Origin of the sequence: Dyella sp. (assembly GCF_036384435.1) — a bacterium.
GTDB lineage: Bacteria > Pseudomonadota > Gammaproteobacteria > Xanthomonadales > Rhodanobacteraceae > GSA-30.
In genome coordinates this window covers 1-13844 of sequence record NZ_DASVMI010000169.1, presented here as the reverse complement: position 1 = coordinate 13844, position 13844 = coordinate 1, and the positions used below count along the sequence as shown (strand labels likewise).

Annotated in this window: 15 protein-coding genes; 6 read left to right on the top strand and 9 right to left on the bottom strand. The window is 60.1% G+C overall.

Features of this window, described 5'->3' with window-relative positions:
* Positions 1 to 5 precede the first annotated feature (5 nt).
* The 3 genes from VF436_RS17625 to VF436_RS17615 all read left to right on the top strand — a co-directional run bounded on the left by VF436_RS17625 (position 6) and on the right by VF436_RS17615 (position 3305).
* Positions 6 to 1244 (top strand): MFS transporter, encoded by a 1239-nt coding sequence (locus VF436_RS17625; protein WP_330905348.1) that lies wholly within the window; start codon positions 6 to 8, stop codon positions 1242 to 1244.
* A 42-nt stretch (positions 1245 to 1286) separates the two neighbouring features.
* On the top strand, positions 1287 to 1772 hold the full coding sequence (locus tag VF436_RS17620) for a peptidylprolyl isomerase (protein ID WP_330905347.1): 486 nt from the start codon (positions 1287 to 1289) through the stop codon (positions 1770 to 1772).
* Between the two features lie 201 nt (positions 1773 to 1973).
* Positions 1974 to 3305, top strand: a complete 1332-nt coding sequence (locus VF436_RS17615; protein ID WP_330905346.1) for a S8 family serine peptidase — start codon at positions 1974 to 1976, stop codon at positions 3303 to 3305.
* 40 nt (positions 3306 to 3345) lie between these two features.
* Here the strand turns inward: VF436_RS17615 and VF436_RS17610 are convergent, their stop codons facing one another.
* From VF436_RS17610 to VF436_RS17585, 6 genes are all read right to left on the bottom strand, one after another.
* The gene (locus tag VF436_RS17610; RefSeq protein WP_330905345.1) at positions 3346 to 3774 is read right to left on the bottom strand and encodes an organic hydroperoxide resistance protein; all 429 of its coding nucleotides are present in this window, start codon (positions 3772 to 3774) and stop codon (positions 3346 to 3348) included.
* 83 nt (positions 3775 to 3857) lie between these two features.
* Positions 3858 to 4637, bottom strand: a complete 780-nt coding sequence (locus VF436_RS17605; protein WP_330905344.1) for a hypothetical protein — start codon at positions 4635 to 4637, stop codon at positions 3858 to 3860.
* A 167-nt stretch (positions 4638 to 4804) separates the two neighbouring features.
* Positions 4805 to 5389, bottom strand: a complete 585-nt coding sequence (locus tag VF436_RS17600) for a C40 family peptidase (RefSeq protein WP_414649877.1) — start codon at positions 5387 to 5389, stop codon at positions 4805 to 4807.
* Between the two features lie 60 nt (positions 5390 to 5449).
* Positions 5450 to 6661, bottom strand: coding sequence for a TonB family protein (locus VF436_RS17595; RefSeq protein ID WP_330905342.1), 1212 nt, complete (start codon positions 6659 to 6661; stop codon positions 5450 to 5452).
* Entirely contained in the window at positions 6658 to 7035 is a 378-nt protein-coding gene (locus VF436_RS17590) for a BlaI/MecI/CopY family transcriptional regulator (protein WP_330905341.1), read from the bottom strand. The genes VF436_RS17595 and VF436_RS17590 overlap by 4 nt, the downstream gene beginning before the upstream one ends.
* Positions 7032 to 8183: a hypothetical protein gene (locus VF436_RS17585; RefSeq protein ID WP_330905340.1), complete on the bottom strand. Its 1152-nt coding sequence runs from the start codon at positions 8181 to 8183 to the stop codon at positions 7032 to 7034. The genes VF436_RS17590 and VF436_RS17585 overlap by 4 nt, the downstream gene beginning before the upstream one ends.
* Before the next feature lie 423 nt (positions 8184 to 8606).
* Here VF436_RS17585 and VF436_RS17580 point away from each other — a divergent pair, with 423 nt between their 5' ends.
* The 3 genes from VF436_RS17580 to hutG all read left to right on the top strand — a co-directional run bounded on the left by VF436_RS17580 (position 8607) and on the right by hutG (position 12114).
* Complete coding sequence (locus VF436_RS17580; protein WP_330905339.1) at positions 8607 to 9866, top strand: NAD(P)/FAD-dependent oxidoreductase; 1260 nt, start codon at positions 8607 to 8609, stop codon at positions 9864 to 9866.
* A gap of 74 nt (positions 9867 to 9940) precedes the next feature.
* Positions 9941 to 11290: a glutathione-disulfide reductase gene (gene gorA / locus VF436_RS17575; protein ID WP_330905338.1), complete on the top strand. Its 1350-nt coding sequence runs from the start codon at positions 9941 to 9943 to the stop codon at positions 11288 to 11290.
* Positions 11291 to 11301: 11 nt separating this feature from the next.
* Positions 11302 to 12114, top strand: coding sequence for an N-formylglutamate deformylase (gene hutG / locus VF436_RS17570; RefSeq protein ID WP_330905337.1), 813 nt, complete (start codon positions 11302 to 11304; stop codon positions 12112 to 12114).
* Positions 12115 to 12302: 188 nt separating this feature from the next.
* Here the strand turns inward: hutG and VF436_RS17565 are convergent, their stop codons facing one another.
* The 3 genes from VF436_RS17565 to VF436_RS17555 all read right to left on the bottom strand — a co-directional run.
* The gene (locus VF436_RS17565) at positions 12303 to 12737 is read right to left on the bottom strand and encodes a RidA family protein (protein WP_330905336.1); all 435 of its coding nucleotides are present in this window, start codon (positions 12735 to 12737) and stop codon (positions 12303 to 12305) included.
* Positions 12734 to 13402, bottom strand: coding sequence for a carbonate dehydratase (can, locus tag VF436_RS17560; RefSeq protein ID WP_330905335.1), 669 nt, complete (start codon positions 13400 to 13402; stop codon positions 12734 to 12736). The genes VF436_RS17565 and can overlap by 4 nt, the downstream gene beginning before the upstream one ends.
* Before the next feature lie 11 nt (positions 13403 to 13413).
* Positions 13414 to 13844, bottom strand: a 431-nt coding sequence (locus VF436_RS17555; RefSeq protein ID WP_330905334.1) for an aldehyde dehydrogenase family protein, incomplete at its 5' end; no start/stop codon positions are given.

The following is a 13844-nucleotide window of genomic DNA, read 5'->3' as shown; positions in this document are numbered from 1 at the left end:
TGTTGATGTCGTTTCTGTCTCCCCTGCGCGAGCTCAATCGCGAGCAGCGCCATACGGTTCTGGCAAGTTTCCTGGGCTGGACCCTCGACGCCTTCGACTACTTCTTGCTGACGTTCGTCATCGTGGGCATTTCCGACGAATTTCGCGTGTCGACCGACCAGGTCACTTTGGGGCTGTTTCTCACGCTGGCCGCACGGCCGATCGGAGCATTGCTGTTTGGACGACTGGCCGATCGCTTTGGGCGTCGTCCGGTGCTGATGTTGGACGTGATCCTGTTTTCGGCGTTTGAGCTGGCTACTGCCTTCGCACCCTCCTTGATGGTGCTGCTGGTGCTGCGATTCTTGTTCGGTATCGCCATGGGTGGCGAATGGGGCCTGGGTGCCTCGCTGGCGATGGAATCGATACCGCCAAAATCCCGCGGTTTGGTATCGGGGTTGCTACAGGGCGGTTATCCCTGCGGATTCTTCCTGGGGGCGCTCGCGAACTGGTTGCTGATCGACCATATCGGCTGGCGTGGGCTATTCGTGGTCGGTGCCGTGCCAGCGCTGCTGGTGCTCTACATCCGCCGGTCCGTGCCCGAGTCGCCGGTCTGGGAGGCCAGCAAGGAGGTCCATGGCAAGGTTTCCCTGGTCGCGGCCATGCGTGGTCACTGGAAGCTGGCCATCTACATGACCTTGCTGATGGCAGCGTTCAACATGTTCAGCCATGGCTCGCAGGATCTCTATCACACCTTCGAGGAAAAGAGCCTGCATCTTGCGACCGGTTCAGGGGCGGCCTTCATGCTGGTGGCCATGCTCAATATTGGCGCCATGGTCGGCGGACTGTTTTTTGGCGCCCTTTCCGAGCGCATCGGCCGGCGCCGCGCGATGGTGATCGCCTCATTGCTGGCCATTCCGGTGATCCCCTTATGGGTCCACGGGGGCTCGCTTCTGCTACTGGCTATAGGCGCGTTTCTGATCCAGGTGATGGTACAGGGCGCCTGGGGCGTGGTGCCGACCCATCTCAATGAGCTCTCACCGGAGGGAGTACGCGGCACTTTGCCGGGTTTTGCCTACCAGATCGGCAACCTTCTGGCCGCCTATACCGGCAATGCCCAGCTGTCTATTTCCCGATGGCACGGCGATGACCTGGCCTTTGCCATGGGCATCTGGATTGCCGCGGTCGCCGTGATCCTGGCTCTGCTGGCGGGCTTTGGGCCGGAGGCGCGTGGGGTCGGCTTTGGCGCCGGCAGGCGTTCCTCCTGAGGAGTGCTAGAATCGGCAGCTTGATCCATCACGAGACAAGCAATGAAGGCTGGCAAGGACAAGGTCATTTCGCTGCACTACACCCTGACGGTGGACGGCGAGAAAGTAGAAAGCTCGCTCGATCGCAACGAGCCGCTGTGGATTCTGCTCGGCCATGGCCAGCTGATTCCCGGCTTGGAAAAGGCGCTTGAAGAAAAGGAAGCCGGCGAGTCGATGCAGGTCGAATTGCCGGCGGCCGAAGGTTATGGTGAGCGCCAGGACGGTCAGATTCAGCGCGTGCCAAAGAAGTACTTCCAGAACGGTGCGAAGCTGAAGGTTGGCGATACGACGGTATTGGCGCTCAAGCAGGGTGGCCATCGTGTAGTCACTGTCCACAAGGTGGGCATGTCCACGATCGATGTGGATCTCAACCATCCGATGGCCGGCAAGACGCTGAACTTCGACGTCACCATCAATGAAGTGCGTGATGGTACCGAAGAAGAAATTCAGCATGGTCATGCGCATCCCCCCGGTGCGGAAGCGCATTGATCGACGCTTGGCACATAAAAAACGGCGCCTGCGGGCGCCATTTTTTTATGTGCCAAAGTGTAGAAAAAAGGCTGTCATCTTCTCCGGACTACATCTTGGAGCTGTAATGTCGGTGGCCTCACCAAGAGGGAGGATGGCATTTTGCCCAGAGGTGATGGGGCATCTTCTTGTGCACGCAATACACGCACAAGGAGCGATGACATGAAACTTCAAGCACGACTGGCTGCTGCACTCGCGTTGGCGATCGGCGCTGGTCCAGTCCTTGCCGAACATCCTGATTCGATCACCGTATTGTTGAAGCCGGGTGGTTCAATGGCGTCGATGCGGGCAACAGCTGGCCTTGAATCCACGCAGGTATTTCAGCCCATGGCTAAGGCATCGTCTCTGGAGGAGGCACAAGCCATGGCGCGTCACCGGCTTGATCGTTACGTCACGCTACCGACCGCGTCACTCACCGACCACGAAGTCGACCTGACCCTGCAAAGGCTGCGTGCCAATGGGCAGGTCGAGGCCATCTATGAGGAGCCTCATGCTGAGCCGGCCTACTTCCAGTCAGCGATGAGTAACACGCCGGACTATCTCGGGCGCCAGCATTATCTTGGCTCGCCCATTTCCGCTGACCGAGATTTCAAAGTGGGTGGCGTCAACGCTCAATCCGTCTGGGCATTGCCTGGTGGTGATGGCAGCAAGGCAAGAATCATTTCGGTGGAAATCGGGCGCTGGGCTTACGATCACGAGGATTTGCCTGCACCATTTCTTGAGCATTGGGATGTCCAGGCGCACGCGACCGATTCGCATGACACGGCGAGCGTAGGCAGCATGGTCGGCAAGCACAATGGATTTGGCGTCACTGGCATTGCATATGGATCTGTCATTGGATATTCCAAATACGGTGCGGGTGATCAACTCGTTGATCTTGCCAAGCACCTGAAGGCTGGTGACGTGATTCAGTTGGGCGTTCATTACAAGTACGCCAAGGGAAGCCCTTTGGATAATGCCATCGGGTGTGGGGATGGCTGTTACATGCCCGTGGAATACTTTAGGCCGGTGTTTGACGCGATCAGCTATCTGACCGAAGAAAAGGGCGTGCATGTTGTCATTGCTGCGGCGAACGGCAACGTCAACCTGGACCACCCCTATTTCGGCGATACGTTCAAGCGCAACGTGCGCGACTCGGGCGCCATCTATGCAGGTGCCATCAATCCTCGTACCGGCATGCGAGCCGGATTTTCCGAGTATGGGAGTCGTGTAGATACCTATGCCTGGGGCGGTGACGTGACTACGACGTCATGGTCATTGGCATCGCCAACCAACTTGTACACGCATCATTTCAATGGCACGTCTTCGGCCAATCCGATCATTGCCGCCAGTGCGGCGGTTGTTCAGAGCATGGCGTTTGCCCGCGGCATGGGGGCGATACCACCCAAGACCTTGCGCCGCTGGCTGGTGGAGAGCGGTAATACTCCGCCCGTGACCGATCCGGGTAAGCCGATTGGCGTACAACCGGATTTGCTTCGCGTGAGTTTCCAATAATAAGAGAGAGGCGGTGATGTATTGATCACCGCCTCTCCCCTCACGTCAGAGATATATCTACGTCTACGTTATTCCGCGTGGCGTGCGAGTACGGGCAGATGTCGCGGTGCGCGATATCGACCAGTTCCTGTGCCACGGTGCGATCGATACCCGGGAGGTTCACTTCGAGTTTTACCGCGATGCCGAAACCAGTGGGCTTGCGGGGGCCGATGCCAACGTGGGCTGTGACCGAGGCGTCCTGCAAGGGCACTTTCTTTTCGCGTGCGACAAAGCGCACGGCGCCTTCGAAACACGCGGCATAGCCTGCCGCAAACAGTTGCTCCGGGTTGCTGCCGGCACCGCCCGGGCCACCCATTTCTTTCGGCACGCGCAGATCGAAGTCCAAGACACCATCACTGCTATGGATATGGCCTTCCCGGCCGCCCTTGGCCGTGGCGGTGGCGGTATAGGCGACTTTCTCCAGGCTCATGGCATGCCCTGCGCAATAAGGAAGGCCTGTAGTGTTGCGGCAGTGCTGAAAAGAAAGTGTGATAACACCCATCAAAAACGAGATTACTCGGCGGGATAACAGGCGGTGGAAGGTGATGTGGCGGCAAAGCGCAGCACGCCCTGATCGTCGACGATGGCCTCCACGTCATAGGTAAGCACCGTGGGGTTACGTGCAATCTGAGCTTTGTCCTTGGCCGAGGTGGCTTGCTGTTCCTGCGTAGCGTACGCGCTGCCACAATCAGGCGGCGCAGCCTGCACCAGCCCGGTGATCTGCCGAATGGCATTCCAGCAGGCGGTCTCGTCCGAACGCAATGAACAGGGCGCCTGGTAGAGGCTTTTGTAGCGGACCAACAACGGATAAATACGCCTCTCGTCAAGCTGCTCGATCCCTGCTGGCCTGAGCGATTGCAGCGCGAGCAGGTGATCGTCGGCCATCGTGCCCGTCTGCAGCCTGTCGCCATTGACGGCGTTGAAAATGGCAAATCCGGTGCCACCGTTGAAGCCATCGGCAGCCTTAAAAAAGGCGTAATCGCCCTTGACGCCCCAGAAATAACCGCTCCAGTTGCTGATGACCTGCTCGGCCTTGTCATGAGTGCGCTTGCATGCAGGCGTGGCCTGTCCCGGGGCCACCGGAATCATCGACAATTGTTCGGCACCCTTCTCGCCGATATCGACCTGCTTGATCATCAGGTGCGGGTAATACCAACAGCTCAACTCAGGCTTGGCTTGTGGACTGTTCGGATTGTTGGGCAAGGGCAGGTGGGTTTCGCGCAGCGGCTTGTCGAACAGCGACGGAACATCCTTGGCTGATACCGTCGAGGCGACCAGGCAAAACGACAACAAGAGACTTCCGCGCCGAGCGGTCAAGCGTGTGTATCTCAAAGACGAGCTTCCTTGCGACAAGAGGCTGAACAGTAGCAGATTGCGCATACCGCAAGAAACGTGCTTCGCATGCTGATGACGCGCGCTTGGGCTCGCGTACTCTCAACTCGTTCTCCTGTTCCCGGTCTTCAGTCCAACAGTCGCTTCCCATAGGCAAAATGATCGCGCCAGTAAGGCCCGTCGATATCGTCCAGCCGTACCGTGCCGCCGCTATTGGGTGCGTGAACAAAACGCCCCTTGCCGACATAGACACCGACATGGCTGATGCCGCGGCTACCGCCGAAGAACACCAGGTCACCGCTGGCGAGATCCGTCATGCTGCGCACCTTTACACCCGTCATCACGGACATGTCGTGCGAAGTGCGCGGGAGCATCAGGCCGGCAGCATTGCGGTAGATATAGTCGACCAGGCCGGAGCAGTCGAAGCCGCCTTCGGGGGTATTGCCTCCCCATCGATAAGGCGTGCCGACCAGGGCGATGGCGCGGAACAAGACATCGTTGGCGGTACCGACGGCATGAGGCGCACGGGCCGGCTCGTCGGCCAGCGCCGTGTGCGATTCCTTGAAGGTGGGCTGTGGCTGGCGCTTGCGTGGTGCAGGTGCAGAAGAGCAGGCGGCCAGGAGCGCGATCACCACGCAAAGCCCCCCGCGAAAAAGGGCGGGGTGCGAGGCAGGCTTCCGGGCTGGCGTGTCGGAAAGATCCTGGGTAACCATGTGACAACCTCGGCAGTAGGCATGCCGAGGTTATCAAATCAATGGGTTATGGAAAAGTGTTTAGGAATTGGACGAAACGGGTGTCTTGTTGGATTTCGGATTCAAATCGAACTGGACCGGGATCCGCACCCAACTGACTATTGGCTGTCCGTCACGCATGGCTGGCTTGAAGCGCCAGTGCGCAGCGGCGTCGCTGGCGGCCTGGATCAGTGCGGTGGATGTCGTGGTGCTGCGCTCGGCGTCGAAGTCGATCTTGCCGGGTTTGCCAGTCTGATCAACCTGCACCTTGAGCCAGATCAGGCCTTGTTCCTTGTTCGTCAGGGCCTCCTGGGGGTACGTGGGCGCGGCGAGCTTCAAGTTGGCTTCGACATCTGCGGCAGCGGGGGATGAGGCGTGCTGGCCGGCTGCTTGTGCCGTCATGGCGCAGGCAGCCATCAGCAAGCCGAGGACGAAGTAACCGAGGCGGCGACGCGAAACACCCAATGCGACCTGCTGAATCATGACGAGACGCTCCTTCAATTGTGGCTGGTTGAGCCAGGGGATGATGGCCGGCGTGACAGCCACGCCGGCGCTGTGCAACAAGGTGTGGGCATACTGCGCCCGCTGATCAGGCGCATCGCGCAAGCTGCGTTCGTCGCAGGCCAGCTCCTGGTCGAGTCGAAAGCGTGGCAAGGCGAGCCACGCCAGGGGATGAAACCAGAGCATCGCGAGTTGGCATTCGGCGAGCAGGTTCCACCAGGCATCACCGCGGCGAAGATGCGTCAATTCGTGGCGCAGCACGCAGCGACGCTCGGCGATATCGAAACGATGCGTAAAATCAGCCGGTAGCAAAAGCAAGGGGCGCATCGCCCACAACAGCGCCGGACCATGAGGGCTTATACGCACCCGTTCGATCGCAAAGCCTTCCAATTCTGGCAGGCTGCTCGTCCACGGCCGGCACTCGCGGCGCAGCCGAACATAATGCGATGCCAGACGGATCAGCGTTACCAGCGCACCGGCCAACCACAGCGCGCCCCATCGGAAGTCCACGATGCGAGGCGGCATCTGCGTCGTTATCGATGAGAGCCTGTCCGGCAATGCGTGCAGCGGTGGGATCACCATGGTCATCGTGCCATCCGGCAAACATGGCAACAGGCAGAAGATCAGCGGTAGCAGCCATAGCGTGAATGCAGGCGATGCGCCGAATAGTCGGCGCGCAGGCTTGCGCAGGCATAGCGTCAAGCCCAGGCCAGCGGTGCTGTAAGCAAGCAAGTGCCAGAACATGTCGTTCATGACTGGCGTTCCTTTTCCATGGTCTCTACCAGCTTGCGTAGCTCGGCGATGTCCTTGGCGGAAAGTTTTTCATGTTGCGTGAAATGCGCCAGCAAAGGGGCGACGCGGCCACCGAACACGCGATCGAGCAGACTTCGGCTTTCTTCGTGTTGCCATGCTTGGCGGCTGAGCACCGGAGCATACAAATAGCGCCGCCCGTCACGTTCGGCACTGACCGCTCCCTTGCCAAGCAATCGATTCAGGAGCGTGCGAATGGTTTTTTCGTGCCAGCCGGTCGGTTCGCGCAGCGCCTCGACGATGTCTTCAGACGTGCGGGGCGCGTTGCGCCATAGCACGTCCATGACGCGTGCCTCGGCTTCGGTGATTTGTGTCATGGTGTGGTCGCCTCGATATGTAGCTTGCGTTCACTCAAGGTGTGGCCTGCGCCATCCGAAGCAGTAACGCGATAGTCGCCCGGATACAGGAACAGGGAATTGACGCTGTCGGGCACAAGCAAGGCGATGCGGTCGGCAGCCGTGGCATCGTTGCCCTCGCTGGCGTAGTGCGCTTCAACCAGGCAAGGGGTCTTGCCATCGCACATGGTGGTATTGACCAGTCTCGATTGTCTGACACCACCCAGCGATATCCAGGCCGGACGGCGGCGGTGATCGATCGGTGGCAGAAGCACACTGACATCATGGCGGTGCGCGTCGCTGCTCCATGGCCGTCCATCGTCGTTGTTCACCAGCACGCTGGGGCGATCCAGGGAAAAGGCCGTGGTCAACTGCCGATAGGCTTCATTGCGACCGTGGCCACCGATGTCGCGTAACTGCGACTGGTCGACGGTAAGTGGTTCGATACCGCTCAAACGTTCAAGATGCATCGCCATGGGCATGATGTTGCCGCCGAGTGCGCCTGGCGCCTTGTCGATATGCGCATAGCCTGCATGCACGAGCAGCCTTGCATGTGGATCGTGGGCAAACACGCGGCGATAGAGGTTTTCGGCCTGCGCTTGCTCGCGCTCGGCGGTGGACGCTGCCGATGATTCGTAGGGCACGATGATGTAGCCGAGTCGAATCGCTTCGCGCACGATTTCGCCATATAGCGGTTCGTGCAGGTAGGAGCTTTGCCCTGCCACGGGATAACCGCGCCTCATCAACTGGCTGTCCTTGTCGTCCAGTGCTTCGGCTGCGAAATAATTGAAGCCGAGCTTGCGCAGGCGGGGAAGCAACTGCAAGGTCAGTTCGCGAGTGTGGGCATCGTGGTGTACTTCGTTGACCATCACCAACCGTCGCTGCGCAGCCAGCGTCGTGATGGTGTCGGCTGCGCTGGCGACATGCCAGCCGCCCGGCGTGGGGAGTTGTGACGGATCGATAGTGACACGTGCGCGATTGTCGAAGGGAAAATCATGCACGGCTTCGTTGTACAACCCCAGTTCGCACTCCAGCGACGCGGCCAGTTGCTGGCCGACGATCCAGTCCGTATTGGATAGTCGCTGCAACTGATCGGAGAGATATTCGTAACGCGCCAGATCGTTCTTCATAGGCTCCAAATCGCGTAGCAGGTTGCGGGCTGACGATGACTGCACAGCCACGGCGGCTTGGACTGGAAGGGCCTGGACGTTCGTGCTGGTCAGGAGGGAGGATGCGATCACGGTTAGGATTACGTTTGTAGTTTGTAATGAAATTACATCTGTAATTCTCATTCTGCAAGCCCCCGGGGCAAATTTTTAGGTGAGATGTTTCATGGGCCGGCCGACTGGGTCGGGAGGATCGCCATGCCGCCACCCCCGGAGACGATGGACCGAAGTGCGCAAGTAGGGATAGTGCCGGCCCAAGCTGTTGAAATACCTGCAGCCTCTGGGCATCTGCACCAACGTGGTCGGCTGCGCCATGGACCACAAGCCGATGCAAAAGCGCACGTGCCTGGGGTGAGCTTATGAAGGCATGCCAGCTACAATGCCCGAATGGATGCTTCGCGTAGTGATGTGCTTGTTTTGGGGGGCGGCGTGATCGGCCTCGCCAGTGCGTTGTATTTGCTCAAAGCAGGGGTGTCAGTCCGCCTGCTGGAACAAAGCACGCCTGGAAGCGGTAGTTCGCATGGCAACTGCGGCACTATTACCCCCAGTCACGCCGCTCCATTGGCGATGCCGGGCATGGTGAGTCTGGCGCTGCGTTCGATGTTCCGTTCCGACGCTCCGCTGTACGTCAATCCACGTCCCGACCTGGAGCGTCTGCGCTGGATGCTCGGTTTCGCCCAGCGCTGCAATTGGCGCGACTTCCATCATGCGGCGGCAGCTCGTTCGGCCATTCTGCAGCGCTCGCGCAAGCTTCTCGCGCAACTGATCGCCGAAGAGGGGCTGCATTGCGAGTTTGTCGAGCGCGGCGAACTCTATGTCTACCGTACGCCCAGGCTGATGCACGCCGATGAACGTCATCATGTTGCCGTGCTGGAAAAGCTCGGCGTCGAGGTGCGTCGCCTGCACGGCGACCAGATCGCGGGGATGGAACCGGCACTCAAGCCGGGCGTGGTGGGCGGTCTCTATCATCCCGATGACGCCCAACTGCGGCCCGATCGTTATGTGGCTGAACTGGCGCGTCGGGTGCGTGAATTGGGCGGCGTGATCGAAAGCGGGGCGCGCATCGACCAATTCGGCACCCAGGATGGGCGCATAAGCCATGTGCGCACTACTCGAGGCGTGTTCCACGCCGACCGCGTCGTGCTGGCGCTGGGTGCATGGTCGCCCTTGATGGGCAAGATCCTGGGGCTGCGTCTACCCATGCAGCCTGGCAAGGGCTATTCGCTGACTTACAGCCGTCCCGCGCGCGTGCCTCGGCACGCGCTGGTGCTGCGCGAGGCAGCGGTATGCGTCACGACCTGGGGTAGCGGTTTCCGGTTGGGCAGCACGATGGAGTTCTCAGGCTACGACGAGGGACTCAACCAAGTGCGCCTCAACGCCTTGCGCCGGGCCGCTTCGGAGAGCCTGCACGAGCCGGTGGGACCGGAACTGCAAGAGGAATGGTGGGGCTGGCGACCCATGAGCATGGATGAAATCCCGATCATCGGCCCCAGTACGCGATGGTCGAACCTGCATCTGGCTACGGCCCATGGGATGCTTGGCATCAGCATGTCCGCTGCGACCGGGGAGCTCGTCGCTCAACAGTTGCTCGGCCGGTCTACCGAAATCGATGCGGCACCGTATGCTCCCGCGCGTTTTCATCTCTGAAGCGTCAGGCTCCTTCATGGACGCCCGTTTAAAGCCTTCCCGGTTACCTTGCAACGCGCATGGTGGATACTTCGATGAGTGAACAGTTTGACCTGGTGGTACTGGGTGCCGGTTCGGGTGGCCTGGCGTCGGCCATGCGCGCGGCGCGCCACGGCGCCCGCGTGGCGATGCTGGATCCTGGCGTGCTGGGTGGTACTTGTGTCAATGTGGGCTGCGTGCCCAAGAAAGCGCTCTGGTTTGCTGCCCAACTTGCGCAAACGCAGGAGTTGGCGATCGATTATGGTTTTGGCCTCGCAGGCAAGACTGAGCTTGACTGGGAGCATTTTCGCCGGTTGCGTGCCGATTACATCCATGGCATCAAGGACCGCTATCGGCAGCGCCTGGATGATCTGGGTGTGCAGTGGATCCCCGAGGCTGGGCGTTTTGTCGATGCACGGACCGTGCTGACATCCGGTGGCCAATCATTGCGTGCCAGGCACGTGATCATCGCGACAGGGGCGCGTCCGCGTCGAATCGACGTGCCCGGATTCGACCTTGGTATGGTGTCCGATGACATGTTTGCACTCAAGCAAAGGCCTGATCGTATTGCGATCGTTGGTGGTGGCTACATTGCCATCGAGTTTGCAGGATTGCTCAGGTCGCTCGGCAGCGAGGTGACCGTGCATGCGCGCGGGCGACTGCTTGGCGGTTTCGACTCGGAAATGGTCGCTGCCTTGCAGCAACACTTGACTGATCGGGGAGTGATGTTCAATCACGACACGCAGGTACGTGCGTTGCGCAAGGAGGTCAATGGCCTGGTGCTCGATGACGCCCATGCAGGCGCATGCGGTCCCTATGATGCGTTGCTTTGGGCGATAGGGCGTGTTCCCAATACCGAATCGTTGGATCTCGAAAAGATCGGCGTCAAACGAGGCAAGCAAGGGCGCATCCTGGTCGATGCGCGGCAAAACAGCAACGTCGAAGGTGTTTATGCCGTGGGCGATGTCTGTGAGAACCGGGAGCTCACGCCGGTCGCCGTGGCGGCAGGGCGACGTCTCGCCGATCGTCTGTTTGGTGGGCAACCGGACGCGCACCTGGAGCACAAGGACATTGCCAGTGTGGTGTTTGCCGAACCGCCCCTGGCCATGGTCGGCATGACCGAGGAACAGGCACGTGCCATGCACGGGCCGGAGGTGCGTGTTTATCGCGCCAGCTTCTCGCCATTGCAGTGGGCTATCGCCAAGCGCGCCGGTAAGACGCATATGAAGCTCATCTGCGTGGGTGCTGACGAACGTGTGGTCGGCATCCACGTGCTTGGCCTGGGTGCCGATGAAATGATGCAGGGCTTTGCGGTGGCGATGAAGCTGGGTGTGCGCAAGAAAGATCTCGATGACACCGTGGCGATCCATCCCAGCTCAGCCGAAGAACTGGTAACCATGACTTGAGGGCTGGCTCGATGACCACACACATCCTGCATCGCGGCAACGCGCCGCTACTGATCAGCCTGCCGCATGACGGCAGTCATATTCCGCCGGATATCGCCGAGCGCATGACACCGCACGCGCGTCGTTCCATCGATACGGACTGGCATGTCGGGCGCTTGTACGAGCCGCTGGCCGCTCGCCTGGGAGCGAGTTTGATCAGGCCGCTGGCATCGCGCTATGTGGTTGACCTGAATCGGCCTGCTGACGGGCATGCGCTTTATCCCGGCCGCAAGGAAACCGGGCTGGTATCGACGATCGGGTTCGATGGGAAGCCGCTGTACCTGGAGGGCGCCGAACCCGATGAAAAGGAAGTGCAGCGCCGCGTCCATGATTTCTGGAACCCTTACCACGAGGCTCTGGCGCAGGAGATCACGCGCCTGCGTGAAGAGCATGGCCGGGTCGTTTTGTGGGAGGGGCATTCCATCCGCTCGCGTGTGCCGATGCTTTTCGACGGGCAGCTGCCGGATTTCAACGTGGGCACCGTCGAGGGTGCCAGCTGCACGCCGTCTCTGCAGCGATGCTTGCAAGACATCTTGGAGGGGCAGTCCGATTATCGGTTCGTGATCAATGGGCGGTTCAAGGGTGGTTTCATTACCCGTCACTTCGGCCGTCCGAATGAAGGCATTCAAGCCGTGCAACTGGAACTGGCGCAGCTCAACTACATGGATGAAGACAGCCTGGCCTACAACGAAGCCAAAGCCATTCCCACCCAGGCATTGATCCTCGAGCTGCTGCGCGCGTGCCTCCAGCAGGATGGCACTGACGCGCTGCCCGGTTCGTCGTAGATACCGTCTCGCGCCGATCTAAGCAAGAGCGATATTGGGATCAAACGGCTTGCCGGAACGGATGACGCCCCAGGCGATGGGAAGGAGTGACTTCAGTCGCGATGCAAGTCGCGACGAGGTCGTAGCTGAGAGGTCTGAAGTCTCAATCTGCGACTGAGTCGCAGATTGCTTCACCAATAAATTCGCTCTTACAACGTGCCGGTTGATGTCCCGACAGCCGCGATGCATTTGAGCTCGATCGCGATCGGGGTAGGCAGCGCGGTGATGCCCAGCGTCGTGCGTGCGGCATCGACACCTGCAAAATATTCTGCATACAGGCGGTTATACACGGCAAAATCCGCCGTCATGTCGGTCAGGTAAACGGTGACGTCCACCAAGTCACGCCATTGTGCGCCAGCCGACTCCAGCACGGCTTTCACATTGGCAAACACCTGCCGGCATTGCGCCTCGATGTCATAGGCTACCAGTTTGCCATCGGCGTCGTGCACATTGCCGGGGATGCTGTTGTCCAGCGGTGAACGCGGGCCTACGCCGGATAAGAAGAGCAGGTTGCCCACGCGGCGCGCATGCGGATATGCCCCCACAGGGCGTGGTGCGCTTTGGCTATGGATGACCTGGCTCATCGCATTGTCCCTTGCACGATGAACATGCGTTCGATCGCGCTTTCATAGGCAGTTCGCGTACCCTCACGTGAGGTTACATGCATGTCCAGATCGTTGATGTGGCCATCGGCAAGGCTATAGCACCAGGCATGCACCGATACCTGCTGGCCGCGCTCCCAGGCGTCCATGAGCGTGGTGGTCTGGCAGACATTGACCACCTGCTCGATGACGTTCAGTTCGCACAAGCGCGTGTTGCGTAGGGTCATCAAGTCGATCGCACCCAACATGCCGGCATGCTTGATTGCCACGTCACTGACATGGCGTAGCCAGTTGTCGACCAGGCCGAGGCGACGATCGTCGAGCACGGCCTGCACGCCGCCGCAGCCATAGTGGCCGACGACGAGGATGTGCTCGACTTTCAGTACGTCTACGGCGAACTGGATCGCACTCAGGCAATTGAGGTCCGAGTGCGACACGACATTAGCCACGTTGCGTTGAACGAATATCTCACCAGGAGGCAAGTCGACGATCTGCGTGGCAGGCACGCGCGAATCGGAGCAGCCTATCCATAGGTATTTGGGCGCTTGCTGCTGGGCAAGGCGCTCAAAGAAATCCGGGTCTTGGTTGCGCATGGTATTGGACCATGCACGGTTGCTGTCGAGCAGGCTTTGCAGGGGGCTGGCCACGATAACCTTCTTCAATAACGGATGCAGATATTCCTGGGTTCGGTGAAGAAGCGCAGAGCCTCCTCACCTCCTTCGCGACCCAGTCCGGATTGTTTCGTCCCGCCAAAGGGCGTGCGCAGGTCGCGCAACATCCAGCAGTTGATCCAGACGATGCCGAAATCCAGTGCAGCGCCCAGGCGGTGTGCACGGGACAGGTCGCCAGTCCACAGCGATGCGGCCAGGCCATAGCCGGTGCCATTGGCGATGGCCAGGGCGTCGGCCTCATCATCGAACGGAATGAGGCTGACCACCGGCCCAAAGATTTCCTGTTGATTGGTGATCGCTTCCGACGGCAGGCCCTCGATCACTGTCGGCGCAACGAACCAGCCGTCCTGGCAGCGCCCGCTCACGGTTACGGCGTCCCCGCCGCAAAGGATGTGGCCGCCCTCGGCACGGGCTTGTG